The organism is Rhizobium sp. CC1099 (assembly GCF_029714385.1).
In the GTDB taxonomy this organism is placed as follows: domain Bacteria; phylum Pseudomonadota; class Alphaproteobacteria; order Rhizobiales; family Rhizobiaceae; genus Rhizobium.
Genome location: NZ_CP121641.1, coordinates 3,664,148 through 3,689,777 on the forward strand (window position 1 = coordinate 3,664,148; position 25,630 = coordinate 3,689,777).

24 protein-coding genes, 1 tRNA gene and 1 pseudogene are annotated in these 25,630 nt (G+C 59.9%); 9 read left to right on the forward strand and 17 right to left on the reverse strand.

Features of this window, described 5'->3' with window-relative positions; all coding sequences use genetic code 11:
* Nucleotides 1-16: 16 nt before the first annotated feature.
* The 3 genes from QA644_RS18315 (at nt 17) to QA644_RS18325 (ending at nt 3,136) form a co-directional block, all read left to right on the forward strand.
* Nucleotides 17-838: an amino acid ABC transporter permease gene (locus tag QA644_RS18315; RefSeq protein WP_074069968.1), complete on the forward strand. Its 822-nt coding sequence runs from the start codon at nt 17-19 to the stop codon at nt 836-838.
* Nucleotides 839-1,077: 239 nt separating this feature from the next.
* Nucleotides 1,078-2,487 (forward strand): 3-isopropylmalate dehydratase large subunit, encoded by a 1,410-nt coding sequence (gene leuC, locus QA644_RS18320; protein WP_283069883.1) that lies wholly within the window; start codon nt 1,078-1,080, stop codon nt 2,485-2,487.
* A 106-nt stretch (nt 2,488-2,593) separates the two neighbouring features.
* Entirely contained in the window at nt 2,594-3,136 is a 543-nt protein-coding gene (locus QA644_RS18325; protein ID WP_194728413.1) for a histidine phosphatase family protein, read from the forward strand.
* A gap of 54 nt (nt 3,137-3,190) precedes the next feature.
* Here the strand turns inward: QA644_RS18325 and QA644_RS18330 are convergent, their stop codons facing one another.
* Nucleotides 3,191-4,021 carry an aldo/keto reductase gene (locus tag QA644_RS18330; protein WP_194728414.1) on the reverse strand — a complete coding sequence of 277 codons (831 nt, stop codon included), beginning with the start codon at nt 4,019-4,021 and terminating at the stop codon, nt 3,191-3,193.
* Nucleotides 4,022-4,158: 137 nt separating this feature from the next.
* The gene (locus QA644_RS18335; protein WP_283069884.1) at nt 4,159-4,707 is read right to left on the reverse strand and encodes a L,D-transpeptidase; all 549 of its coding nucleotides are present in this window, start codon (nt 4,705-4,707) and stop codon (nt 4,159-4,161) included.
* A gap of 144 nt (nt 4,708-4,851) precedes the next feature.
* Between QA644_RS18335 and QA644_RS18340 the strand changes: the two genes are divergently transcribed.
* On the forward strand, nt 4,852-5,535 hold the full coding sequence (locus QA644_RS18340) for a response regulator transcription factor (RefSeq protein ID WP_039846414.1): 684 nt from the start codon (nt 4,852-4,854) through the stop codon (nt 5,533-5,535).
* Between the two features lie 13 nt (nt 5,536-5,548).
* Entirely contained in the window at nt 5,549-6,004 is a 456-nt protein-coding gene (locus QA644_RS18345) for a cyclic nucleotide-binding domain-containing protein (protein ID WP_283069885.1), read from the forward strand.
* A 3-nt stretch (nt 6,005-6,007) separates the two neighbouring features.
* Here QA644_RS18345 and QA644_RS18350 read toward each other — a convergent pair whose 3' ends face one another.
* The 6 genes from QA644_RS18350 to tesB all read right to left on the reverse strand — a co-directional run bounded on the left by QA644_RS18350 (nt 6,008) and on the right by tesB (nt 13,548).
* Nucleotides 6,008-6,811 carry an exodeoxyribonuclease III gene (locus QA644_RS18350; RefSeq protein ID WP_283069886.1) on the reverse strand — a complete coding sequence of 268 codons (804 nt, stop codon included), beginning with the start codon at nt 6,809-6,811 and terminating at the stop codon, nt 6,008-6,010.
* A 117-nt stretch (nt 6,812-6,928) separates the two neighbouring features.
* Entirely contained in the window at nt 6,929-7,597 is a 669-nt protein-coding gene (locus tag QA644_RS18355; protein ID WP_022717334.1) for an outer membrane lipoprotein carrier protein LolA, read from the reverse strand.
* 137 nt (nt 7,598-7,734) lie between these two features.
* Nucleotides 7,735-10,401 (reverse strand): DNA translocase FtsK, encoded by a 2,667-nt coding sequence (locus QA644_RS18360; protein WP_194728418.1) that lies wholly within the window; start codon nt 10,399-10,401, stop codon nt 7,735-7,737.
* Nucleotides 10,402-10,636: 235 nt separating this feature from the next.
* The gene (locus QA644_RS18365) at nt 10,637-12,073 is read right to left on the reverse strand and encodes an ammonium transporter (protein WP_283069888.1); all 1,437 of its coding nucleotides are present in this window, start codon (nt 12,071-12,073) and stop codon (nt 10,637-10,639) included.
* 28 nt (nt 12,074-12,101) lie between these two features.
* On the reverse strand, nt 12,102-12,440 hold the full coding sequence (locus tag QA644_RS18370; RefSeq protein ID WP_027511789.1) for a P-II family nitrogen regulator: 339 nt from the start codon (nt 12,438-12,440) through the stop codon (nt 12,102-12,104).
* Between the two features lie 223 nt (nt 12,441-12,663).
* Nucleotides 12,664-13,548: an acyl-CoA thioesterase II gene (gene tesB / locus QA644_RS18375; RefSeq protein WP_283069891.1), complete on the reverse strand. Its 885-nt coding sequence runs from the start codon at nt 13,546-13,548 to the stop codon at nt 12,664-12,666.
* Nucleotides 13,549-13,632: 84 nt separating this feature from the next.
* Here tesB and QA644_RS18380 point away from each other — a divergent pair, with 84 nt between their 5' ends.
* The gene (locus tag QA644_RS18380) at nt 13,633-14,847 is read left to right on the forward strand and encodes a ubiquinone biosynthesis hydroxylase (protein ID WP_194728420.1); all 1,215 of its coding nucleotides are present in this window, start codon (nt 13,633-13,635) and stop codon (nt 14,845-14,847) included.
* On the opposite strand, the gene QA644_RS18385 is transcribed toward QA644_RS18380, so the two are convergent.
* From QA644_RS18385 to QA644_RS18400, 4 genes are all read right to left on the reverse strand, one after another.
* Nucleotides 14,844-15,032 (reverse strand): Trm112 family protein, encoded by a 189-nt coding sequence (locus QA644_RS18385; protein ID WP_283069893.1) that lies wholly within the window; start codon nt 15,030-15,032, stop codon nt 14,844-14,846. The two genes, QA644_RS18380 and QA644_RS18385, sit on opposite strands and share 4 nt — an antisense overlap.
* 10 nt (nt 15,033-15,042) lie before the next feature.
* On the reverse strand, nt 15,043-15,726 hold the full coding sequence (locus QA644_RS18390) for an LON peptidase substrate-binding domain-containing protein (RefSeq protein ID WP_074069980.1): 684 nt from the start codon (nt 15,724-15,726) through the stop codon (nt 15,043-15,045).
* Between the two features lie 105 nt (nt 15,727-15,831).
* Nucleotides 15,832-16,803, reverse strand: coding sequence for a thioredoxin (trxA, locus tag QA644_RS18395; RefSeq protein ID WP_283069895.1), 972 nt, complete (start codon nt 16,801-16,803; stop codon nt 15,832-15,834).
* Between the two features lie 54 nt (nt 16,804-16,857).
* The gene (locus QA644_RS18400; RefSeq protein WP_283069897.1) at nt 16,858-17,367 is read right to left on the reverse strand and encodes a prolyl-tRNA synthetase associated domain-containing protein; all 510 of its coding nucleotides are present in this window, start codon (nt 17,365-17,367) and stop codon (nt 16,858-16,860) included.
* Between the two features lie 253 nt (nt 17,368-17,620).
* Between QA644_RS18400 and QA644_RS18405 the strand changes: the two genes are divergently transcribed.
* Both QA644_RS18405 and QA644_RS18410 read left to right on the forward strand, forming a co-directional pair.
* A tRNA-Gly gene (locus QA644_RS18405) sits at nt 17,621-17,695 on the forward strand.
* Between the two features lie 309 nt (nt 17,696-18,004).
* A pseudogene (locus QA644_RS18410) lies at nt 18,005-18,238 on the forward strand (transposase domain-containing protein); the annotation flags it as partial.
* Here the strand turns inward: QA644_RS18410 and QA644_RS18415 are convergent.
* A complete protein-coding gene (locus QA644_RS18415) occupies nt 18,235-18,816 on the reverse strand; it encodes an intradiol ring-cleavage dioxygenase (RefSeq protein WP_283069899.1) in 582 nt (193 codons plus the stop codon). The pseudogene QA644_RS18410 and the gene QA644_RS18415 sit on opposite strands and share 4 nt — an antisense overlap.
* Nucleotides 18,817-19,335: 519 nt before the next feature.
* Between QA644_RS18415 and QA644_RS18420 the strand changes: the two genes are divergently transcribed.
* Nucleotides 19,336-20,667, forward strand: coding sequence for a glucoamylase family protein (locus tag QA644_RS18420; RefSeq protein WP_283069901.1), 1,332 nt, complete (start codon nt 19,336-19,338; stop codon nt 20,665-20,667).
* On the opposite strand, the gene QA644_RS18425 is transcribed toward QA644_RS18420, so the two are convergent.
* The 4 genes from QA644_RS18425 to QA644_RS18440 all read right to left on the reverse strand — a co-directional run bounded on the left by QA644_RS18425 (nt 20,664) and on the right by QA644_RS18440 (nt 25,585).
* Nucleotides 20,664-21,704 (reverse strand): ABC transporter ATP-binding protein, encoded by a 1,041-nt coding sequence (locus QA644_RS18425; RefSeq protein ID WP_074069985.1) that lies wholly within the window; start codon nt 21,702-21,704, stop codon nt 20,664-20,666. The two genes, QA644_RS18420 and QA644_RS18425, sit on opposite strands and share 4 nt — an antisense overlap.
* The gene (locus QA644_RS18430) at nt 21,701-23,374 is read right to left on the reverse strand and encodes an iron ABC transporter permease (protein ID WP_283069903.1); all 1,674 of its coding nucleotides are present in this window, start codon (nt 23,372-23,374) and stop codon (nt 21,701-21,703) included. Before QA644_RS18430 ends, QA644_RS18425 begins: the two co-directional genes overlap by 4 nt.
* A gap of 64 nt (nt 23,375-23,438) precedes the next feature.
* The gene (locus QA644_RS18435; RefSeq protein WP_283069904.1) at nt 23,439-24,455 is read right to left on the reverse strand and encodes an iron ABC transporter substrate-binding protein; all 1,017 of its coding nucleotides are present in this window, start codon (nt 24,453-24,455) and stop codon (nt 23,439-23,441) included.
* 140 nt (nt 24,456-24,595) lie between these two features.
* Entirely contained in the window at nt 24,596-25,585 is a 990-nt protein-coding gene (locus tag QA644_RS18440; protein WP_283069905.1) for an Ldh family oxidoreductase, read from the reverse strand.
* Between the last annotated feature and the right edge of the window lie 45 nt (nt 25,586-25,630).

Here is a 25,630-nt window from a genome sequence, read left to right on the forward strand (position 1 = left end):
TGCAGGTCAGCCGCTGATGGCCCTGCAGCCTTCTCCTGCCGGAAATCTCAAGGGCGACTATCCGTGGTGGCTGGTCGCCCTTGCTGCGATCGGCGTCATCCTTGCGATCGTCATCGTCGCCAACGGCATCTATGCGCAGGTTTTCCGCACCGTCGTCAACGGCGTATGGGTCACCGTCTTCGTGACGTTGGTCGCCTTTGCGCTGGCGACATTGCTTGGCCTCGGCATCGCTCTTCTTGGGCTTTCCGACAGCGTCGCGCTGCGCCAAGCATCCCGCTTCTATATCGAGATCATCCGCGGCATCCCGATGCTCGTGCTGCTCTTTTACGTGGCCTTTGTCGGCGCTCCGGGCATTGTCGCCGCCTATAATTTCCTGATCACGCCATTTGTGAAAGCCGGATTGGCCGAACCGATTCTCGTGCGTGACCTATCACTGATGTGGCGTGCGATCATCGCCCTGATGATCGGGTATTCCTCTTTTATTGCCGAGATTTTCCGCGCCGGCATCCAATCGGTCGACCATGGACAGATCGAAGCGGCAAAGGCGCTGGGCCTGTCGCGCTACCACCGCTTCCGGCTGGTTGTCTTTCCGCAGGCGATCCGCGTCATCTTTCCGCCGCTGTCGAACGACTTCGTCTCGATGGTGAAGGACAGCTCCCTCGTTTCCGTGCTCGGCGTTTCCGACATCACGCAGATGGGCAAGGTCTATGCCTCCGGCTCCTTCCGCTTCTTCGAGACCTATTCGATCGTCACCTATATCTATCTGATCCTGACGATCGGTTTGTCGCTCGCGCTGCGGCAGATCGAGCAGCGGATGCGCAAAGCTCACAGCCGGTAGCGCTGACATGATTCGAATTGCCGTTTGCGAGAAAAATCGCTATATGCACGCCCATGGAAAGCAAGTTCAGGTGCATTGGCGCGCATATTTTTGTGCTGCAGGATCATTATCGCCTGCCGGCACGCTTCTTTGCGACCGTTTCCGGTGCGCTCAACAGCCGACTTCGTTGATCGAATGATGGCCGGCGGGCCTTCCGCCTATTCCTTTTCCCATTGCATCCAAAAACGGACTGAAATGCCATGAGCGCACCGCGTACCCTTTACGACAAGATCTGGGACGACCACCTGGTCGACGAACAGGCAGACGGCACCTGTCTTCTCTACATCGACCGCCATCTGGTCCACGAAGTGACCTCTCCGCAGGCGTTCGAAGGCCTGCGCATGACCGGCCGCGAGGTTCGTGCTCCCGAAAAGACGCTTGCCGTCGTCGATCATAACGTTCCGACCTCGCCTGATCGCCATCTCGGCATCAAGAACGAGGAGAGCCGCATCCAGGTCGAGCAGCTTGCCAAGAACGCTGCCGAGTTCAAAGTCGAATATTACTCCGAGAACGACAAGCGTCAGGGCATCGTGCACATCATCGGGCCGGAACAGGGCTTCACGCTTCCGGGCATGACGATCGTCTGCGGCGACAGCCATACGTCGACGCACGGCGCCTTCGGCTCGCTCGCCCACGGCATCGGCACGTCCGAGGTCGAGCACGTCCTGGCGACACAGACGTTGATCCAGAAGAAGGCGAAGAACATGCTGGTGCAGGTCGACGGAAAGCTTCCGGCCGGCGTCACCGCCAAGGACATCGTTCTCGCCATCATCGGCGAAATCGGCACGGCCGGCGGTACCGGCTACGTCATCGAATATGCCGGCGAAGCGATCCGTGCGCTGTCGATGGAAGGCCGCATGACGATCTGCAACATGTCGATCGAAGGCGGCGCCCGCGCCGGCCTGATTGCGCCCGACGATACGACCTTCGAATACATAAAGGGCAAGCCGCGCGCGCCGAAGGGCGAGGCCCTGGAACAGGCGATTGCCTACTGGAGGACGCTGAAGTCCGACGAAGGCGCACATTTCGACCGCATCGTGAAGCTCAACGCCGCCGAACTGCCGCCCATCGTCTCCTGGGGCTCTTCGCCGGAGGACGTCGTCTCGGTTCAAGGCGTCGTTCCGAACCCGGACGAGATCCAGGACGAAACCAAGCGAGCCTCCAAGTGGCGCGCACTTGACTACATGGGCTTGAGGCCAGGCACGCCGATCACCGAGATCAACATCGATCGCGTCTTCATCGGCTCCTGCACCAACGGCCGTATCGAAGACCTTCGAGCAGTTGCCAAGGTCGTCGAAGGCAGGACAGTTGCTTCGACCGTCAACGCGATGATCGTTCCCGGCTCCGGCCTCGTGAAGGAACAGGCCGAAGCCGAAGGCCTCGACAAGATCTTCAAGGCAGCCGGTTTCGACTGGCGTGAGCCGGGCTGCTCCATGTGTCTCGCCATGAACGACGACCGCCTGAAGCCGGGCGAGCGCTGCGCCTCGACGTCCAACCGCAACTTCGAAGGCCGTCAGGGCTTCAAGGGCCGCACGCACCTCGTTTCGCCGGCCATGGCTGCCGCTGCTGCAATCGCTGGCCATTTCGTCGATATCCGCGAGTGGAACTGACGGATTTTGCCTCCCTCTCGGACCGAGAGGGAGGCATGCCATCTTAAGAAGACAAGATGGGCATTCGGTGAGACAATAGTCTCCTGGCCTTTTTCAGGTGAGCGGCATGAATGCGTCAAAAAAGTCTTCGCCGAAGTCCCTTCGCCTTTTTCTTCTGCGCCACGCAAAATCCGCTTGGCCGGACGATGTCGCAGACCACGACCGCCCGCTTGCGAAGCGCGGGCGAAAGGCCGCGCCCTTGATCGGCGCCTATATGACGCGCGAAAAGCTCTTCCCGGATCTCGCCTTGGTGTCGACGGCGCGGCGCGCACAGGAAACATGGAAGCGTGTAGCGAAAAAACTTTCCGCCTCGACTGTGGAACGCGATGTGCCGGATTTATACGAAGCCTCGGCAACGCGCATTGTCGGCCTCCTCCACAAGATTGAGCCGTCGGTCCGAACGGTCATGCTTGTCGGACACAATCCCGGTTTTCAGGACCTCGCGAACAATCTCATCGGCAAGGGCGATCCGGAGGCTTGCGCCCGCTTGAAGGAGAAATTCGCCACTGCCGGCATGGCGATCATCGCGTTCGAGGAAAATAGCTGGGCGGATATATCGCCCGGAAGCGGACGTCTCGAGCGCTTCGTGACACCGCGTGAACTCACGTGAGCAAACGTCTCCTCCTCCCCGCAATGGAGGAGGAGGAGATGGAAGGTCTCTTGATCAGAACGTTGCCGTATAGGGCTCCGGTCCCATGCGGGCATTCCTGTCGTCAAGCTTGGCAATCGCTGCCATGTCCCCGGCATCGAGCTTGAAATCGAACACCTTGAAGTTTTCCTCGATGCGCGACGGTGTCACCGACTTGGGGATCACGACAAGACCGCTATCGATATGCCAGCGGATGATGACCTGCGCCGGTGTCTTGCTGTGCTTCTTGGCGATTTCACCGATAACCGGGTTGGCGATGAATTTTCCCTGACCGAGCGGACTCCAGGATTCGGTAACGATATTCAGTTTCCGGTGCGCGTCCTGCGCCGCCTTCTGCTGAAAATCCGGGTGGAGTTCGATCTGGTTGATGACCGGAACCACGCCGGTATCGCCAATGATGTGATCCAGATGATCCGGATAGAAGTTGGACACGCCGATCGAACGAGCACGGCCTTCTTCCCTGATCTTGACGAAGGCCTTCCAGGTTTCGCGATAGAGTCCGCGGTGCGGCGACGGCCAATGGATCAGGTAGAGATCGACATATTCGGTGCCAAGCTTCTTCAGGCTGCCCTCGAGGGCGCGCAGAGCGCTGTCGTAACCCTGGTCGGTGTTACGAAGCTTTGTCGTGATGAAAACATCCTTGCGGTCGAGACCGGAGGAACGCACGCCCTCGCCGACACCCTCTTCGTTGTCGTAGCCCGAAGCCGTGTCGATATGGCGGTAGCCGGCTTCGAGGGCCTTGCGGACTGTCGGAGCCGCGACCTCCTGTGGCGTCTGCCATACGCCGAGGCCGACCTGGGGAATGGAATGTCCGTCATGGAAAGTGATGATGGGTTGATTGGCCACAATATATCTCCGGAAGTTTGAAGGATTGGAGGGGCATGAAATTGAATCCGCGAACGGATTTCCCGGCATGCCATTCAGCCTGAGCGCCGGTCAAAACGGATATAGGAGACGGTGCGCAGATTATCACCCCTGATGCCTCAGAGAACGCGTATGACGGTCCCCTTGCGCATGTGCGGCAATAGCCGGCGCATGTCGCGCGGATGGACGGCGAGGCAACCTGCTGTCGGCTCATAGCCCGGCCTGATGAGATGGAAAAAGATAGCCGATCCCCGATTGCGGGCGCGGGATGTGATATTCCAATCCATGACGAGACATATGTCGTAGAGTCCGTCCTTGCGCTTCAACTCTTCATGGCTTGGACGGAAGGGCGCTCTGACGAGGCGATTGTAGTTCGGATCGCCGGGCTGGTCGCACCAGAGCATGTCCTGACGGATGCGGCGGAGCAAGAGCGGCGTTTCGAGGCGGCTCGGACGTTCGCCGCGGCAAAATCCGTAAAGCAGCTTCATTGAAGCAATCGGCGTTGCACCGTCGCCCTCGCGCTTCAAGATGGTGCGGCCGGAACGGCCGATTGCGGCGGGAAGGACGAAAGAACCGCATTGAACCAGTGCGCGGCTTTGCCTGCCGGGCGCGGGACGCACAATAATGGTGGATGGTACCGTTCTTGCGCTTCGCCTTGTTTTCTCCATTTTTCTCACATGTTTTTGTTTTGCTTGGGACTTCGATTGAAATCACATCGGCCCTGGCCCGGCAACAGCACGTCTCCCGGTCTTTGCCAGCGATCGAAATATGGCGTAGGACTTGATGAGACGGAATCTGAGGAACAGAACCGCATGACCGCACGCACCATTCTACTGGTGGACGACGACAACGACCTTCGCGAAACCCTGACGGAGCAGCTTGCGCTCTATGATGAGTTCACGGTGCTGCAGGAGGCGACGGCCGGCAAGGGCATACAAGCTGCGCGCAACACGCCCGTCGATCTGCTGATCATGGATGTCGGGCTGCCGGATACGGACGGACGCGAAGCCGTGAAGCTGCTGCGCAAGGGCGGCTTCAAGGCGCCGATCATCATGCTGACCGGACACGATACGGATTCAGATACGATCCTCGGCTTGGAGGCCGGCGCCAACGACTATGTCACCAAGCCGTTCCGCTTCTCGGTGCTTCTGGCGCGCATCCGCGTCCAGCTTCGGCAGCACGAACAGAGCGAGGACGCGACCTTCACAGTCGGACCCTATCTCTTCAAGCCGAGCCAGAAGCTGTTGACCACCGAAAACGGCCAGAAGATTCGCCTCACGGAGAAGGAAGCGGCGATCATCCGCTATCTCTATCGCGCGGAACAGAAGGTAGTCACCCGGGACGTCCTTCTCGAAGAGGTGTGGGGCTACAATTCCGGCGTGACCACCCATACGCTTGAAACGCACGTCTACCGCCTGCGCCAGAAGATCGAGCGCGATCCCTCGAACGCCGAAATCCTGGTAACGGAAAACGGCGGCTACAAGATCGTACCGTAGGGCAAAGAGCCGCATGGCGCTGACAGACGATATCAACATGCTTTCGCAGCAGCCGCTCTTCAAAGGCATGTCCGCCGACCAGTTGCGGCTGGTCGCCTTCGGCGCCGACCGGCGTTTGATTTCCACCGGGCAGATGCTTTTCCGCGAAGGATCACCGGCGGAAAGCGCTTATGTCGTCGTCAGCGGCGCGCTGGAGCTCAGCACGACAGGCCCAGATGGCCATCCCAAGGTCGAGCGCATCGCGGGCCAGGGCACGTTACTGTCCGAACTCGCTCTGGTAACGCTGGTGGAGCGCAAATTCACCGCCGTGGCGCGGGAGGAATCCAGCGTCATCCGCATCACGCGAGCGCTCTTTTACAGGCTGATCGAGGAGTATCCAGATGCGGCCCGCCTCATAGAAAGCCGCATTCGCGACAACATCGCGGAATTGGCGGCACGGGCGAGCGCACAGCTTCACCGCTTTTCGTAGATCTCAGAGTTTGAAATGCGCGGTCACGGGCACGTGATCGGACGGACGGTCCCATCCGCGAGCCTCCTTCAGGATGTCGATGCGCTGGAGCAGCGGGCCGAGGTCCGATGACGACCAGATATGATCGAGGCGGCGGCCGCGATCGGCAGCCTCCCAGTCCTTGGCGCGGTAACTCCACCAGGTATAGAGCTTCTCGTGCGACGGCACGTGCTGGCGCATGAGATCAAGCCAGGCTCCGCGCTTCATCGCCTCCAGCAGACCCTCGGTTTCGACCGGCGTATGGCTGACGATCTTCAGCATCTGCTTGTGCGACCAGACGTCGTGCTCGAGCGGCGCAATGTTGAGATCGCCGACGAGGATCGCCGAGGTATTCGCTTCGCCGTTGGCCTTCAGCAGTTTCATTTCCTCGACGAAATCCAGCTTATGGGCGAACTTCGGATTGATGGCCGGGTCCGGCTCGTCGCCGCCGGCGGGCACATAGAAATTATGCAGCCGGACGCGGCGCCCTTCACGCTCGAAGACCGCCGAGATATGGCGCGCGTGGCCGACATTTCCGTAGTCCAGGCGATGGTCCTCCTGGAGCGGGATGCGCGAGGCGATAGCGACGCCATGATAGCCCTTCTGGCCATGCACGATGATGTGCTCATAACCCATGGCGCGCAGTGGGGCCGCCGGAAAGAGCTCGTTTGGGACCTTGGTTTCCTGCAGGCAGAGGATATCCGGCCTATGCTTGAGGACGAACTTTTCGACGATCGGCATGCGCAGCCGCACCGAATTGATGTTCCAGGTGGTAATCGAGAAGCTCATGCCATTGCCTTTCAACGAGACTGGAAAGGCCTTAGAGCAAAGGGACTGTGGATGGAACGTCCACAAGCAAAAACGCCCGGCTTTCACCGGGCGTTTTTCACAGAAAGTCATATGGCATCAGTCACGGGAAGCGGCAGTACCTGGAATGCTTTCGTACGGCACTCTGAAGACCTTCTGATCAAACTGAACGCCGGTCCTGACATTGAACACCATCACGGACGTGTCCTTGCCCTGATTATCGGTGATCGTCCACTGACGCAGATCGTAGGTCTTCGGATCGAACATCATCGTAATCGTCGAATTGCCGAAGATCGTCTTATTGCCAAGCGCGATCGTCGTCAGGTCCGATTCTTCCTTTACGCTCTTTACCGAACCGTCCGACAGGTTGATCCTCCGTGCAAGCAGCAGGCTGAGCGGCGTCTTGGAAAGCGGATAAAGGCTCCAGGTCTTCAGCTTCAGGTTACCGACCGCAACATTCCTACCGTCCGAGATCACCCGGATCGGCGACGGATCGTCATAGTTGAAGCGCAGCTTGCCGGGACGCTCGATGAAGAATTTGCCGCCCGTCTGCTCGCCGCGCGGTCCGAACTGCACGAATTCGCCCTGCATGGTGGCTACGTTGGAGAAATGGTTGGCAATCGCCTGTGCCGTCGAAGAACCGCCGGCCGCTGCCTGCGCGAAGGCGTCGAAAGGCGCTGCAGCCGAAACAGCCGCTAGAGCCATGGCGCCGAGAAGGTGACGGCGGTTCAGCAGCAAGCCACTGGAATGGAAATCGGAGTTGGTCATCTAGGTCTCCTATGATGCGACCTGCATGCTGCCGAAAGGCGGCGTCTTCATGGCGCAGAAGCATCGCTGCAGAAGGTAACGTTTCCGAGGCGATCAGGTTTCCGTGAAGTCCTTGCCCCGGCAGATTTTTTCAGCCTCTAGCGATCGAGGATATCGCCTTCGGTCGGAACCAGGATTTCGCGCTTGCCTGCGTGGTTTGCAGGTCCGATGACGCCTTCCTGCTCCATGCGCTCGATCAATGATGCGGCGCGGTTGTAACCGATGCCGAGACGACGCTGGATATAGGACGTCGAGGCCTTGCCGTCGCGAAGCACGATGGCGACCGCCTGGTCGTAGGGATCGTCGGAATCCGCCAGATTGGACGTCCCTGCCGGACCGCCGTAATCATCGTCCTCGTCGTCATCAGCGGTGATCGCATCGAGATATTGCGGTGCGCCCTGGGTCTTCAGATAGGAAACGATCTCCTCGACTTCCATATCAGCCACGAAGGGACCATGGACGCGCTGAATGCGCCCGCCGCCAGCCATATAGAGCATATCGCCCATGCCGAGCAGTTGCTCGGCGCCCTGTTCGCCAAGGATCGTGCGGCTGTCGATCTTCGACGTGACCTGGAAGGAGATGCGGGTCGGGAAATTTGCCTTGATCGTGCCGGTAATGACGTCGACGGACGGACGCTGGGTCGCCATGATGACGTGAATACCGGCGGCGCGCGCCATCTGCGCCAGACGCTGGACGGCGCCTTCAATATCCTTGCCGGCGACCATCATGAGGTCAGCCATTTCGTCGATGATGACGACGATGTAGGGCATCGGCTGCAGGTCGAATTCCTCGGTTTCGTACATCGCTTCGCCGGTGTGGCGGTCAAAGCCTGTCTGCACGGTTCGGGAGATGGCTTCACCCTTGGCCAGCGCCTGCTCAACGCGCGCATTGAAGCCATCGATGTTGCGGACGCCGATCTTCGACATCTTCTTGTAGCGCTCTTCCATCTCGCGGACGGTCCATTTGAGCGCGACGACAGCCTTCTTCGGATCGGTGACCACCGGCGACAGCAGATGCGGAATGCCATCATAGACCGAGAGTTCGAGCATCTTCGGGTCGATCATGATCAAGCGGCACTGTTCCGGCGTCAGACGGTAGAGCAGCGAGAGGATCATGGTGTTGATGGCAACCGACTTACCGGAGCCTGTCGTACCGGCAACCAGCAGGTGAGGCATCTTCGCGAGATCGGCGATGACGGCCTCGCCGCCGATCGTCTTGCCGAGTGCCATGGCGAGCTTCGCCTTCGAACCTTCGAAATCACGCGATGCGATCAGTTCGCGCAGGTAAACAGTCTCACGCGTTGAGTTTGGCAATTCGATGCCGATCGCGTTGCGGCCAGGGACCACAGCGACACGGGCGGCGATCGCGCTCATGGAGCGGGCAATGTCGTCGGCAAGGCCGATAACGCGTGAGGACTTGATGCCCGGGGCGGGCTCGAGCTCGTAAAGTGTGACGACTGGGCCAGGGCGGACATGGATGATTTCACCCTTGACGCCGAAGTCTTCCAGGACGCCTTCGAGCATGCGGGCATTCTGCTCCAGCGCATCGGCGGAAAGCGATGAGTCACGGATGACATTCTTTGGTTCGGCGAGCAGATGAATCGAGGGAAGCTGGAAACCTTCCGGACGAATGAAGGAACCCTGCGATTCGCGTTCGATGCGGGCACCGGGCTTCGGACGCGAGATCTGCGGCACGACACGCGGCTCGGGCTTGCCGCCGGCGGCCTTTGCCGGCGCACGTATCATCCAGTCATCTTCATCGTCATCCGGCAGAATATCGGCCGGACGCGGAGGCATGTCGCTATCGAATGGCACTTCGCCATCGTCGTCGTCGAGCGAAATCGAGGGCGCAGAGACGACCCGGCGCGGCGAACTGACGCGCGGTTCCATCGACGGCTCCAGGCGCTCGCTGCGGCCTGCCGGCGCCTTGGCACGGACGGGCTCGTTCAGGGTACCGAATTCATCATCGTTGAAGTCGTAGGGCGATTCGAAATCGCTCTGGCGGCGCTTGCGTGGCGCCATGCCGAGAATGCGGCGCATCCGCGCTTGGCTCATATACCAGGCATGCGTTAGCGCTCCGAATGCAAGCCAGCCGCCGCCTTCGTCGTCCTCGTCCTCGTCGGCATCACCAACCGAGCGGGCCTTGGAAGGTATAGCCATGAGTGCATCGCCCTCATCCTCTTCAGCTTCCGTGCGGCCGACGATGCCGGCAGCAAAGAGCATCATCCAGGCGGTGGGCAGCGCGAACACGCAGCCGACAGCCGTCGCGAACGCGCCACTCGGGTAGGCGCCGACGAAGAGAGCCGGAAAACGAAGGATCATATCGCCGATGACGCCGCCGATGCCGTTCGGGATCGGCCATGTCAGCGGCGGCGGGAAGCAGCCGATCACGGCAGACGAAAGGATCGAGCCGAGAGCCCAGGCGCCGGCCCGTTGAGGAATGCGGCTAAGGCGGCGGCCTGAAATCAATGCCAAGGCCCAGGCAACGACCGGCAATAGCGCCACGACGCTTGCAAGGCCGAAGAACTGCATCGCGATGTCAGCAAAGGCGGCACCGCCATATCCCAGGACATTTGCCGGCGGATTGCCGGTCGCGTAGGAATAGCTCGGATCTGTGACGTTCCATGTCGCGAGTGCCGCGACCGCGAGCGCCAATAGCAGGAAGATTGCAAAGCCCAGGAGAGCCTGCGCCTGCCGGAACACGAACCCTGATAGGGAGAACCGGTCCGGCCGGCTATCCATCACCGGCGACGTGCTTCTTGCCATATACCCAACCCGTCCAATGCTGAGCGCGCGAATCGCTTAGGGCGTCGCCACGCAATATGCGTCCGCCCCACCTAATCAAAGGAGGGTTAAAGCGATGTTAACCATGAGAGACTGGACAAGCCGGACCGGCAAATAAAAAGGCCCGAACCTAAGGTCCGGGCCAAGATGCAGCCTATAGATAGGCCGCGACGGGCTGTTCAGCGGCGCCCTTTGCCGGGCGCCGCTGACCCTGCGATCAAGAAGAGTGGTAGGCGGCTTCGCCATGGGTCGACAGGTCGAGACCTTCGCGTTCTGCCTCCGGGGTTACGCGCAGGCCGACGATGAGGTCGACGATCTTGTAGAGGATCGCAGAGCCGACGCCCGACCAGACGAGGGTCGTCAGGACGCCCTTTAGCTGAGCCCAGACCTGAGTTGCCGTACCGGCGTAGGATGCAGCAAAGTCCGGCGTCGAGTAGTCGACGATACCTGCGCCGCCGAGAGCCGGGTTGACTAGAATGCCGGTGCCGATGGCGCCGATGATGCCGCCAATGCAATGTACGCCGAAGACGTCAAGGCTGTCGTCGTAGTTGAACTTGTTCTTCACGACGTCGACGAAGAAGTAGCAGGCCGGCGAAACGATCAGGCCGAGAACGATCGAGCCCATCGGACCTGCAAAGCCTGCTGCCGGCGTAACGGCAACGAGACCGGCAACAGCACCCGAAGCGGCACCCAGCATGGAAGCCTTACCGCGGGCGAAGGTTTCGACGATGCACCAGGAAACAGCGGCAGCAGCCGTTGCGACGAAGGTGTTGATCATCGCGAGCGAAGCATAGGAGTTGGCCTCGAGGTTGGAACCGGCGTTGAAGCCGAACCAGCCGACCCACAGAAGCGATGCGCCGACCATGGTGAGCGTCATCGAGTGCGGAGCCATGATTTCCTTCTTATAACCCGTGCGCTTGCCAAGCATGATGGCGCCGACAAGGCCGGCAATACCGGCATTGATGTGAACGACCGTGCCGCCGGCGAAGTCGATTGCACCATAGGAGAAGATCAGGCCGGACGGCGAGCTGTAGGAGCTCGGACCACCCCAGAACCAGACCATGTGCGCCATCGGGAAGTAGATGAAGGTGACCCACAGGACAACGAACAGCATGACGGCGGAGAACTTGATGCGCTCGGCAAACGCACCGACGATGAGGCCGGGCGTAATGCAGGCAAACGTCATCTGGAACACGATGAAGGTGTATTCCGGAATTGCGACGCCCTTCGAGAAGGTCTCGGCGAGCGACGACGTGTTGACGCCGGCAAGGAAGGCCTTGGAGAAACCGCCGATGAAGCTGTTCAGCGAACCGCCGTCGGTGAAGGCCAGCGAGTAGCCGTAGGTGACCCAGATCAGCGACACAACGGCGGTGATCATGAAGACCTGCATCAGCACGGAGAGCATGTTCTTGGCGCGTACGAGGCCGCCATAGAAGAGAGCCAGGCCGGGAATGGTCATCAACAGCACGAGCGCCGAGGAGACGAGCATCCAGGTATTGTCACCCTTGTCCATGGTGAAGGCCGGAGCCGCTGCAGCCGCGGCATCGGCAGCAGCCGGCGCGGTCTCCTGCGCAAAGGCGACGACCGGCGCTAAGAGCGCGGCAGACGCAGCCCCGAGCCGCGCAAATGTGGAAGAAAACTTCGAAATTGACATTGGAATAAAGCTCCTTGCTCAGCCGTTCTTACAGCGCTTCGGTATCGGTTTCGCCCGTGCGGATACGGACGGCATGGTCGATCGAGTAGACGAAAATCTTGCCGTCGCCGATCTGGCCGGTCTTGGCCGACGACGCGATGGCTTCGACGGCCTTGTCGACGATTTCTGATGCGACTGCGATTTCGATCTTGAGCTTCGGCAGGAAGCTGACCGCATATTCCGTACCGCGATAGATTTCGGTATGTCCCTTCTGGCGTCCGTAGCCCTTCACTTCGGTCACGGTCAGGCCCTGGATGCCGATCGCCGTGAGGGCTTCGCGGACCTCATCGAGCTTGAACGGCTTGATAATGGCCATCACAATTTTCATCTGGTTTTCCCATCCTTCGTTATCCTCGGCGCGGAGCCGACTCTCCTTGCCGCTGACGTTCACGAACAGCGACTGGGGATCTACATTCAAAGGGCGTGCCAGTTTCGAGGCAGATTATAAGTTATTGAAAAGTAAAGAGTATAATGAACGATGCTATTTAAGAGGCAAATGTCAGGGCAACAACCGCCCAAATAATGCCCAAATTTGTAAATTTGCACATTTTTTATTCATTTGCCTTTTTCCGAATCAAACCTTCCTGCGCGACTGACGCAATCAGAACACCCGACCGGGTAAAGAGGCTACCGCGCGTGAGACCGCGGGCACCAAAAGCCGATGGGCTATCTTGTGTGTAAAGCAGCCAATCCTCAAGTTTATCAGGCCGATGAAACCACATGGAATGGTCAAGGCTCGCAACCTGCAGGCCCTGGTCGAAGATCGACGTCCCATGAGCGTAGAGCGAGGTATCGAGCAGCGTCATGTCGGAGAGATAGGCAAGCACAGCAGCTTGATAGAGCCGGTTATCCGGGACCGGCCCTGTCGCGCGCACCCAGACATCCTGTCGGGGATCGAGCTTCTTGTCGGAAAAATAGTGTGTCAGCGAAACCGGCCGGATTTCGATCGGCCGTTCGCGCTCCCAGTATTTGCGCACAGCCGCCGGCGCATGCGCGAGATACTGCTCCTTGATCTGCTGTTCGCCAAGCAATCTTTCCGGCATGGGGACATCGGGCATCACGATCTGATGATCGAAGCCCGGTTCCTCGACCTGGAAGGAGCACGAGAGTGCAAAAATCGCCTTGCCGTGCTGGATTGCCACGACCCGGCGCGTGTTGAAGCTCGATCCGTCACGGATGCGCTCCACCTGATAGACGATCGGTACGGAAGGATCGCCCGGCCGCATGAAATAAGCATGCAGCGAGTGAACGAAGCGCTCTGTCTCAATCGTCCGCTGGGCAGCCATCAATGCCTGACCGATCACCTGTCCGCCAAAGACGCGCTGCCAGCCGACCTGCGGACTGCGGCCGCGAAAGATATCGACTTCGATCGGCTCGAGATCAAGCGTCGCGAGCAGCGTTTCCATGGCTGTGGGTTTGGCCGCGTCTTCCATCATTTGTTCAGCTCCCAACGGTAGGAAGTGGGGATGCGATGATCTATATAGATCATCATTGTAATCACAAGGCGCGGAGAGCGGGCGATGCAGGACATGCTGGTTGTTGGCGGAGGTTACGTCGGCCTTTCCGCGGCGGTCGCCGTCAAGCAGGCTGCCCCCCACCTCGATATTGCGGTCGTTGAAGCAGCGCCTGAGAATGCCTGGCAGAAGGATATGCGCGCCTCGGCAATCATCGCTGCGGCAACGAAGATGCTGGAAGTCTTCGGCATCTGGGAGGAAATCAAGCCTGAAGCCCAGCCGATCACCAAGATGATCGTGACCGATTCGAGGACAGCCGACCCGGTCCGCCCGGTTTTCCTGACCTTCGATGGTGAAGTGGAAGATGGGCGCCCTTTTGCGCACATGATCCCGAACGCCGTCCTGGTCGGCGCGTTGCGCGGCGTCTGTGACCGGCTCGGCATCGAAATCCGGCATGGACTGAGCGCCACCGGCCTGAAGACGGAAGAAAACCGGATCTCCGTGACGTTGTCCGATGGCAGCGCACTGGAATCACGCTTGCTCGTCGCCTGCGATGGGGTGCGCTCGAAGCTCCGCGATCTGGCAGGCATAAAGACGGTCAGCTGGGATTACGGCCAGTCAGGCATCGTGGTAACCGTCGAGCACGAGCGGCCGCACAATGGCTGCGCCGAGGAGCATTTCCTGCCCTCCGGTCCCTTTGCGATCCTGCCGCTCACCAACAACCGGTCTTCCCTTGTCTGGACCGAGCAGGCCCACGATGCCGACCGGCTTGTTGCCGGCGACGACCTGATTTTCGAAGAGGAACTGGAGCGCCGTTTCGGCCACAAGCTCGGCGCGCTCAAGGTGATTGGCGAAAGGCGCGCCTTCCCGCTCGGCCTGACGCTCGCCCGGGCCTTCGTGGCGCCGCGCTTTGCACTTGCAGGCGATGCAGCCCACGGCATTCACCCGATTTCGGGCCAGGGCCTCAATCTCGGCTTCAAGGACGTGGCAGCATTGGCAGAAACCATCGTCGAGGCCGACCGGCTCGGGCTCGATATCGGCTCGATCAATATTCTCGAGCGCTACCAGACTTGGCGCCGCTTCGATACTTTCCGCATGGGGGTGACGACCGACGTGCTGAACCGGCTGTTCTCCAATGACGTGATGCCGGTGCGCATTGCCCGCGACGTCGGCCTGGGCATCGTCGACAGGATCCCGAGCCTCAAGTCCTTCTTCATCGGGCAGGCGGCCGGGACCGCGGCCAGGAACAATCCGCGGCTTTTGGCAGGCGAGACGATCTAATCGTCCAGCCCCCGCGCCTCTGACACCAGCATGATCGGGACGCCGTCACGGATCGGATAGGCAAGGCGCGCCTTTTCCGAGACGAGTTCGTTGTGCTCGCGGTCATAGCGGAGCGTGCCCTTGGTGAGCGGACAAACAAGGAGCTCAAGCAGTTTCGGATCAACACGGCTGAGTTTTTCGTCCATACCCGATGATTTACTGCAAAACCGTATCGGAGTCACCGAAGACCCGCGCGAGCACGATTTCAGTGATTGCGATCAGGGTTTCCGCCCTGGTTTTGAGATCGGGAGCCTCCAGCAGCGCCTGTTTCTCTGCAGGGCCAAAGGGCGACATCATCGCAAGCGAATTCACGAGCGTCAGATTGCTGGCGCGCTCGACGCTTTCCCAGTCGGCCTCCAGCTTGTTCGCATCGAGGTAGGCCCTGAAAGCGGAAAGCAAAGCGCCACGATCGACGGCATCTTCTTCATCGCGTGCGGAGAGATCGGAAATGAAGGGAGCGATGCGGAAGCTTCTGAACGGCTCATGCGTCATTTTCTCGCCAAGCAGGCGGAAACGGCAAACGCCCGTTAGCGAAACGATATAGCGCCCGTCGCCGGTCTCGGCGAAAGAGGTGATCCGCCCGATGCAGCCGACGGGAGCAAGATGAGGTTCGCCGCTTTTGTCGCCCGCCGTCGAATCATTGTCGCCAAGGGCCGGCTGGACCATGCCGATCAGCCGGTTGCCAGCCAGCGCGGCGTCAAACATCGCGAGATAACGCGGCTCGAAAATATTCAGCGGAAGCTGTCCCGTAGGCAGGAGAAGAGCGCCGGTCAGAGGAAAGACGGCGATCGAATCTGGCAGATCGCCGGGCTTTAAATATCTTGCGTTCCCGACTTGCATCAAAACTTGTCCCACAACCAAGCGGCAGGAGCGAAACGATGCTCCCTGTCCTGCCTGTGAAATGTGGTGCCCTTGCCCAAAAACGCAAGGGCAAGGCTTTGAAAGTTACGAGAAGAGCATCGCCGAAAGCTTGCGCCGCGCGGACACCGTTGCCGGATCCTTGAAGCCCCAGACTTCGAAGAACTGCAGGAGTTGGCGGCGTGCGCCGTCGTCATCGAAGGTCCGGTCCTTGCGCATGATATGGAGCAGATGCTCGGCCGCCTCGTCGCGCTTTCCCTCGACGTTCAGGATCTTGGCAAGCTTCATGCGCGCATCGTGGTTATCCGGATCGACCGCAAGGTCCTGTTCCAGGGCGATTGGATCACCGAGCTTGCGGGCTTCTTCGATCTGATCGAGCTTCGTGATGACGGCCTGAATCCCGGCGTCCTTGGCAAGCTCTTCCGGCAGATCGGTCAGCGCTTCGCGAGCGCGCTGATGCTGGTTGGCGGCAATCATGCATTCGGCCATCCCGGCAAGCGCCTTGGCATTTTCCGGATCGGCTTGCATGATCGCGCCATAGAGTTGCGCGGCACCATTAACGTCGCCCGCGGCCAGGAGCTCCGCAGCCTCCTCGAGCACCGCTTCGATCTCCGCAGCCTGATCTGCACCAGCAGGACCGGCGATGCGGTCGATGAACTGGCGAACCTGGCTTTCCGGCACGGCACCCATGAAGCCATCGGCCGGGCGGCCGCCGACGAAAGCGATCACGGCCGGGATCGACTGGATGCCAAGCTGGCCTGCGATCGACGGATGGTCGTCGATATTCATCTTCACGAGCTTCACGCGGCCTTGCGCTTCATTGACCACTTTCTCGAGCACTGGCGTCAATTGTTTGCACGGGCCGCACCAAGGCGCCCAGAAATCAACGAGCACGGGCTGGTTGCGCGATTCCTCGATGACGTCCTTCGTGAAAGTGGCGGTTGTCGTATCCTTGATATGTCCGCCGCCTGCCGCCGGCTGCGGCGCCGAACCGAAATTCGCCGTTGCCGACATCTGACTGCCGAAGGAATTGCTGTAGGAATTGTCGCTGCCGCTCATTGGTATCTCCCGCCATGCCGGTTGCCCGGCTTTTTCTAGCGCTAAAATCGTATGTCAGGCCGTCACTTTCAAGACAAGCGGCTTATGGCCGGTCGCTTCCATGAAGCGAATGAGATCTGCGCTTGCAATCGACGTCGTCGCATCGTTGGACAACGGATGGCAATTGACGACCTCCTCCTTCATCAAGTCCGCATCGAGCACGAAGGTCACATTGTTGCCCATGTCGTTGATGGCGCCAAAGGCGGTGACCGCGCCGGGGATCACGCCAAGATATTCCATCAGCTTTTCCGCCTTGCCGAACGAAACCTTGCTGGCGGCGCCGATCAGCCCATGCACGGTCTTGAGATCGACAACGGAATGTTCCTCGACCGTCAGCAGGAAGAACTGATCCTTCTTATCTTTCACGAAAAGGTTTTTTGTATGCCCGCCGGGAATAGCATCGCGCAGCGACACCGATTCGGCCACGGTGAAGACTGGAGCATGCTCATGCGTGCTGTGCGCGATGCCGAGCCCGTCGAGGAAGGCGAAAAGTTCGTTCTTGTTTTTCGGCTTGGCTTCGGTCATCGCGGCATCCGTGCGGAAAGAAGGAGATAAGGTGCCCTGATTAAGTCGGAGGGACGTGTTTTGCAATGTTCGGGATCGACGCTTATCCCTGAATTTGCGGCAGTTTGCGAAAGCACCTCTGAAATCGTGGAATTTTTCTTGGCCTTTGCGTGATTTCCCTGTTGCATTTAAAAATCGATTGGGCCATATAGCGCCCGTCGCCGCAAGGTGGCAGCCCACGGTCCACCAACTACCCCGGACCGATGCGGATTGAGCGGGTGTAGCTCAGGGGTAGAGCACAACCTTGCCAAGGTTGGGGTCGAGGGTTCAAATCCCTTCGCCCGCTCCAGTTTCCAAATTGTCCGACCCGGAGACATTGGTAACAGATCGTACCTAACACATAGGTGACAACCTCGTGCCGAACGGGTTGTCGATGGTTTGCAAGGTCCTCTGCTCCAGGTCGATATATCCAAGATCATAGTGCATGAAGCTGGTGAGCCAGATGCCTTCATGACTTCCTTGATTGCGAGTTTCTGTCCTGCCAGCACGGTCGGGATGTTGATCTACTTGCAATGATGCAGATGCGGCTCGCAATTGGTCACCAGCGCATCTCTGTCGTGGACAGGGGTAGTCGCCCAACCAGGCCACAAGCCATCGTCGGAAGAATTCTCTTTTTGCCGGCAGTGCCGGGGGCGGTCGCACCTGGGCCACCATCGCAACGCTCATTCAGATCCGCCAAGATGAACGATGTCGATCCGCTGGCATGGCTGACGCAGGCCCTCGAGCGCATCGCAGCGGGTGGCCAGCCAGCGAAATCGAAACTTTCATGCCGTGGAATTTTGCAACGTATCGGCCTTGGTTCATCGCTTGCTATGCAAGGCGACCGGTTTAGGCCACTATGAAATCGTAGCGGCCGAATTTTCCGTCGCTCGTCGCCCCGACATCGAGCAACAAGGCTGCGTTGAATATCCGGTCACGTTCATTGTCCGGCTCACCGGGAAAATAGAGCTGCGTCGTCAGCACTTTTCCGCCGGGCCGTTGGACTTTCAGGTGGTAATGCCGGGTGCGGCCAGGATAGACCCCTGGCACGATCGTCTCAAACCACCATTTGCCTTCAGCATCGGTGAATTGATGTCCGCGGAGTTTGTATCCGCTGTTGTCATAGGTGCCAATCTCATTGGCATGCCATAACTCGATCAACGCTTTTGCCACGGGCTGGCAGTTCTCGGTCAGCACGTAACCGGCAAGCGTCACCCTTTCACCGCCCGGTGCATCGCTCGCGAAGTCCTGTTTTTCAGGGCTCTCCGGGGTGAAATACGGGCCTTCGGTCTGCGCTGGCGTCAGATCGTCGTCATCATCGCAAGTTGGTGTAAGCGACAGCTGCGCAGGAGCGCCGGCTGCATGGCCGAGTCTCGGGAGCACAATCGGCGTGGCAACGAAGCCCATAAGGAAATGTCGCCGGGTCGGCATGGCGTTGTATCTCCCCTAACATGGAAACCAAGATCCTTGCGGCTCCATTGGGCAGAAGTGGGGCGGGTCGCCAGGAATTTGGGTACTCAATAGTTGTAGCGGCGCGCATGGCCCGAATGCCTTGCTGTTGCCTCCGGTAACAGTCACCGGATTTCGGCCAAGTGCAATCTATTTCCACGTATGCACTTCGCGTCACACTCATCGAGCGCTCCGCGCAAAAACCGCTCCTTCTAGAACTGGAGTGAATTTTGCAGTACGGGCACGATCCTACCACGTCGTAATTTTATGCTTGCCGGTTGGGGTCGAGGGTTCAAATTCCTTCGAGCTCTCCAGTTTTCATAGAAATATCAAATATTTATATTAATCATCGGTAAGACGATTTAGTGTTCTAAAGCCATGTCGCCACGTCAGCGCCAAAACGGCCGATCGCAGCCATTTGCCGCACTATCTGAAAAGAATTTGATTTGCGCGCAACGCATCGCCATGTTGAGCGAGGGCGGGCAACGGTTGGTTTGATGTATGCTGCAACGAATTGACGACACGGATGCCGCCCTGATCGACAGGCTGCAGGAATCCGCATTCGACTATTTTCTGAAATATTCCAATCCCGAAAACGGCCTGGTCGCGGATACGTCAGTGCCCGGGGTTCCTTGCAGCATCGCTGCCGTCGGCTTTGCGCTCTCCAGCTATGCGGTCGCCGCCGAACGCGGATGGATGACGCGCAAAGAAGCGGCAGGCAGGTCAGTCACGACGCTGCGTTTCTTTGCCAGGAGCTATCAGGGACGCGAACGCCACGCGACCGGCTATCGCGGCTTCTATTACCACTTCCTGCATATGGATAGCGGCCATCGGGCCTGGAACAGCGAGCTCTCGACAATCGACACGACCTTGCTCGTCGCCGGCATGCTGACGGCTGCGGCCTATTTCGATCGGACCGATGCGGTGGAGACGGAAATCCGCGAGCTTGCGAAATTCATCTATGAGCGCATCGACTGGCATTGGGCGTTGAACAAGGGGCAGACCGTCAGCATGGGCTGGAAGCCGGGCAGTGGCTTTCTGCGCTGGCGCTGGCAGGGATATGACGAAGCGATCCTGCTCTATATGCTGGCACTTGCTTCGCCGACCCATCCGATCGTGCCATCGAGCTACGATGCCTTCGTCTCAAGCTATTCCTGGATGCTCTTCGGCAAGCAGCCCTATCTCTATGCTGGACCGTTCTTCATTCACCTTTTCCCGCATGCCTGGATCGACTTCCGCGGGATTAAGGACAAAGAGATGGCCGCCCGCGACTGGGACTATTTCCGCAACACACAGGTTTCGATCGCCGTGCAGCGCGATTATGCCGAGCGCAACCCCGGACACTTCGTTGGCTACAATAGGGATGTCTGGGGACTTTCCGCCTCCGACGGCCCGCCGCCAACGCGCAACATGCGTGGCGGCCGGCGCACGAAGGTGCTTGGTTACGCCGCCCGCGGTGCACCGCTTGGCCCGGATGACGGGACAATTGCACCCTGGGCGGCGGTTGCGGCATTGCCCTTTGACCGGCAGGCGTCGCTTGATGGCCTAAAGGCGCTGCTCGCCGCCTATCCTGATCTGCTCTGCGAAGGCCGCTTTCCAGGCGGCTTCAACCCGACGGTGAAGACTGCCCGGCCTGAAGGTTGGGTGGACGATCGATGCGTCGCGATCGACCAAGGGCTGCTGGTGATGACGATCGAAAACGACCGGTCGGAGTTCATATGGAACCTGATGCGGCAGTCGCCGGTCATCCGTCTCGGCCTTGAACGCGCCGGCTTTACGGGCGGCTGGCTGGAGCAGGCGGAAACGGAAAGGGTTTCGCGAAAGTCGGCTTAACGGCGGCCGAAGACATGCGCCTTGCCGGCGATGTCAAGGCGAACACGATCGCCGCGTGCGGGCAAGGCCACGCTGGATGTCTTGATGAAGATCGGCGGTAGCGCCACGCCTTCCAGCGACACTGCCACGGTGCAGGTTGCGCCGCCGAACTCGACCTCGACGACACGACCACCATAGGCGGGCTCGCCTTCATCGGCAACGACGCGAATCTGCTCCGGCCGCAGCATGATCTCGGCCTTGCCTTGATGGCTGCCTTCCACTGCAACGCGGCCGAGCGCGCAATCGGCAAAGCCATTGCGGATAATCGCCGGAAGCATCACCGCATCACCCAGGAAGAGTGCGGTCTCGCGGTCCTTCGGCTGCAGGTAGAGCGATTGCGGTGAACCCGCTTGGATCAGCTTGCCTTCCCTGAGCACCGCGACCTGGTCGGCAAAGGAGAGAGCCTCTGCCTGATCATGGGTTACGAGAATAGTCGTGATATCCGCCATCTGCAGCACGCGTGCGACAGCCTTGCGCATGTGTTCGCGAAGGCCGGTATCGAGCGCCGAGAAGGGCTCGTCGAGCAGCATGAGGCGCGGCTTGCGGCCGAGGGCTCTCGCCAGTGCCACGCGCTGCTGCTGGCCGCCGGAAAGCTGGTGGGGACGGCGCGTCAGCATGTTGCGGTCGAGCTCGACCATATCCAGTAGTTCGACGATCCGCTTTTCGCGATCGGGACCGCCCCGCTCGAAACCGAAGCCGATATTGTCGGCAACGCTCAGATGCGGGAAGAGCGCACCGTCCTGCGAGACGATGCCGATGCCGCGCTTGTGCGCGGGAACGGCTGCCGAGCCATCCGCGAGCACTTCGCCGTTCAGGACGACCTGCCCTTCATCGGGCCGCTCGAAGCCGGCGACGATGCGCAGCAAAGTCGTTTTGCCGGAACCTGAGGGGCCGACGACGGCGGTGCGGCTGCCGGCGGCAACGTCCAGCGTCACCTTGTCCAGCGCTGTCACTGGGCCATAGCGCTTGCTGACAGACTGGATCGTAAGCAAGGTCATTGGCCGGCGGTCCGTTTCGATTGGGCATAGAGAAGAAGGGTCAGCGGCAGCGACAGCACTATCATCATCACCGCATAGGGAGCGGCCGACGCATAGTCGATTTCGCTGGTCAGCGACCAGAATTCCGTTGCCAGCGTTTCAACACCGTTCGGCGACAACATCAGCGTTGCCGTCAGCTCGTTGGTGATGCCAAGCGCCGACAGCGCGATGCTTGCAGCAAAGCCCGGGGCAGCAAGGCGCATGGTAATCTGGCGCACGGCCTGCGATGGCGTGCGTCCCAGGCACATGGCAGCCCGTTCCAGCTCCACAGGTGCTTGTGCGATGCTGGCACGAAGGCCGACCATCGCACGCGGCAGGAAGAGCAGGACATAGGCAACGATGAGGGTCGCAAAAGTCTGGTAGAGCGGCAGCGCCAGCCGCACGGTGATCGTCACCAATGCCAGCGCCACGACGACGCCCGGAAGCGAGCCGACATAATAATGGCAGGCTTCGAGCAAGCGCTGGAATCGCCCAGGGGCGCGGACCGACAGCCAGGCCATGGGCGCGGCCGCGATCGTCGTCAGCACGCCGCCTGCAACCGCAAGGACGATCGTTTGAACGAACGCATTTCCGACCGCATCCAGCCGCCAGATCTCGCCGCCGCCGAGATAGAGCCAGCGGCCGAGCGTCATGAGCGGTACGCCGAGCGTCAGCACCGCAAGCGTGCCCGGCAGCAGAATGGCAGGTACGACAAACCAGCCGAGACGGCGGCGATCGGCGGGACGTGCGGAACCGGATCCGACGCGGGCGTAGCGCTCGTTGCCGCGCAAAAGGATTTCGAGGCCAAGCAGGAAAAGGCAGCAGGCGACGAGCACACCGCCGAGCATATTGGCTGCGGGGCTGTTATAGGCCGACTGGAACTGATCGACGATCGCGGTCGAAAAGGTGTCGAAGCGGATCATCACGTAAAGCCCGTATTCCGACAGGAGATGCAGCCCGATCAAGAGCGAGCCTCCACAGATCGCAAGCCGCAACTGCGGCAGGACCGTACGGAAGAAGACACGCCAGGGATCGAGGCCAAGCGACGCCGCCGCATCCTCGATCGCCGGATCGAGGCGGCGAAGAGCAGCAGCGACCGGCAGGTAGAGAAAAGGATAATAGGCGAGCACGGAAACGAAGACACCGCTCTGCAGGCCGCGCATGCCGGGAACGAGGCTCACCCAGGCATAGCTGTGGACGAAGGCCGGAACGGCAAGCGGCGCAACGGCAAGCCAGGACCACAACCGCGGAAACGGAACATTGGTCCGCTCCGTCAGCCAGGCGAGCGTCACGGCAAGAACAATCGACAGGGGAATGGTGAGCGCCTCGAGGAGGATCGTGTTGACGAGCAGCTCGCCGACACGTGGCCGGAAGACCAGCTCCTTGACCGTCTGCCAGCCGACATTGATGGTAATCCAACCGATAAAGCCGAGCGGCACGAGGCTTATAAGTGCGACGAGCGTTGCAAAGACGACGACGGAGGCGTGCGGCATGCGCCCGCGCAGCAAACCTGTTCCGCTGACTGGCGCTCCATTGCCGGGCGCGAGCTCGGAAACAAGCGATCTGTTGTCTTGCAGCAAGGCCGACGCCTTTGATACGCTGAAAAAGGAAGGCAACCGCCTCTTTCTGAAGCGGTTGCCGGATTGGGTCATGCCCTAAGGTTTTCTTGAGCCAAAAGCAATAGTTTTGACTCGATCCGGCCTGCGGCAGAGAGGCTTAGATCAGGCCCGCGGCCGTCATCAGCTCGACGACTTTCTTGCTGTCAAGCTCGGAAGCCTCAACCTTCGGCGCATTGAGATCGGCAAGCGGGACGAGCTTTTCGTTCGCATCGCCGCTGACCGCGTATTCATAGGACGTGCCGTTTTTCAGGATGTCCTGGCCGGCTTTGCCGGCGATGAACTTCAAGAACGCCTGGGCTTCCTTCATATGCTGCGTCGACTTCAGGATGCCGCCGCCCGATACGCTGACGAACGCGCCCGGATCCTGGTTCTTGAAGTAATGCAGGCCGACATTCTTGCTGTTTTCGCCAGTCTTCGCCTGATCGCCGAACCAATAGTAATGATAGATGACCGCGCCTTCAACTTCGCCGGCATTGACGGCCTTCATGGCAACACTGTTGCCCTTGTAAGGCGTTGCGTTTTCCTTCATCGCCTTCAACCATTGAGCCGTTGCTTCTTCGCCCTTCAGCTGCAGCAGTGCACCGACGATCGCTTGGAAATCGGCACCGGCAGGCGACGCGCCCCAACGGCCCTTCCAGGCCGGATCGGCGAGATCGAGCATCGACTTCGGCAGCTTGTCTTCGGTGAGCTTCGTCTTATCATACACAAACACCGTCGAGCGGGCGGCGATGCCGGTCCACATGCCATCGGCCGGACGGTACTGCGCCGGGACCAGATCAAGCGTTTCTTTGTCGACCGGGGCAAACAGGCCCGCGCCATCGACGAGCGCCATCGCCGGAGAGTTCTCGGTCAAGAACACGTCGGCCGGGGAAGCGTCGCCTTCCTGGATGATCTGGTTGGCGAACTGCATGTCGCTGCCTTGGCGCATAGTGACCTTGATGCCGGTCTCCTTGGTGAAGGCATCGATCCATTCGCGGCCGAGGCTTTCGTGCTGAGCGTTATAGACGACGATACCTTCGGGTTCCTGCGCATTTGCGCTGGATGCCAGCGACGTCGCAACAAGAAGCGAGGTGGCCAAAGCAAGCGCGGAAAAGCGCGTAAGAGAAATTTTCATGATGCCCTCCATGGCGGGTGTCACCCAAACTCCCCGGGTGATGCGCGCCCCGTATATTTTTCTTGATTTAGTTTTTCAAGTTTCGCCTTGCCGCCGGTCTTCACAAATACTTGAACCCACCCATCAACTTTAGAATAATTCTATATAGCCAGGATGGCGTCGATCACGTCATCCTCGATTTCGATGCCATGCTCCAGCGCGTATTTTCGCGCATTCTGACCGCGGCGACCGGGCAGGCGGACACCGGGATCGGAAGAAATTTCAGCGGCAAGTTCGCCCAGACGCGATGCCGCGAAGCTTCCACCGCTCGCTTCGGGATTGATAACGATCAGCATCTGCCCAAGGCCGGGCGCTGCTCCTTGGTCATCGAACAAGGAAGTGGATTCGAAGGAAAAATTGGCACCCGCGAGCGGTGCTGCGAGAATCTCGACCATCATGGCAAGCGCAGCACCCTTGGCCTCGCCGGATGGCACCATAGTGCCCTCCAGGGCGGCAACCGCATCGGTTGTCGGCTGGCCGTCACGATCAAAGGCCCAATCGGCCGGGATCGACGCGCCCTTTTGCCGGGCGGCCATGATCTTGCCACGCGCAACGCGCGACAACGCAAGGTCGATGACGATCGGATCATCTGCGGGAACGGGCGCTGCAAAAGCAATGGGATTGGTGCCGAAGACGGGCTTGCGTCCGCCCCAGGCAGCCATGGAAGCTGTGGCATTCGCAACCATCAGCGCCACGAGACCAGCTTCGGCAAAACGTTCGACGGTCAGCGCGAGCACACCCGCATGATGCGAACGGCGGATAGCGGCAAGCGCAATGCCCTGTTTGCGCGCCATCTCCGACAGCAACGGCACGGCGAGATCGAAAGCCGGATAAGCATAGCCGTGGCAGGCGTCGATCTGGATGATGGATGGAAAAGGCTGGAAGACGATCGGCTTGGCTATTCCGTCGACCTTCCCGGACTTTGCCTGGGCCGCATAGGCAACGACGCGGCGCAGCCCGTGGCCACCCTGTCCTGCGGCTTCTGCGGCGACCAGCGCACGCGCGACGGAGCGCGCATTTCCCTCCTCCACTCCGCTGCGCTTCAACGCGTCGATAACCAGCGCTTCGGCTGCGGCAAGTGTCAGATGCATGGAGAAAAACCTTGGGCAAAAACGAAGGGACGATGACGGTGTTAC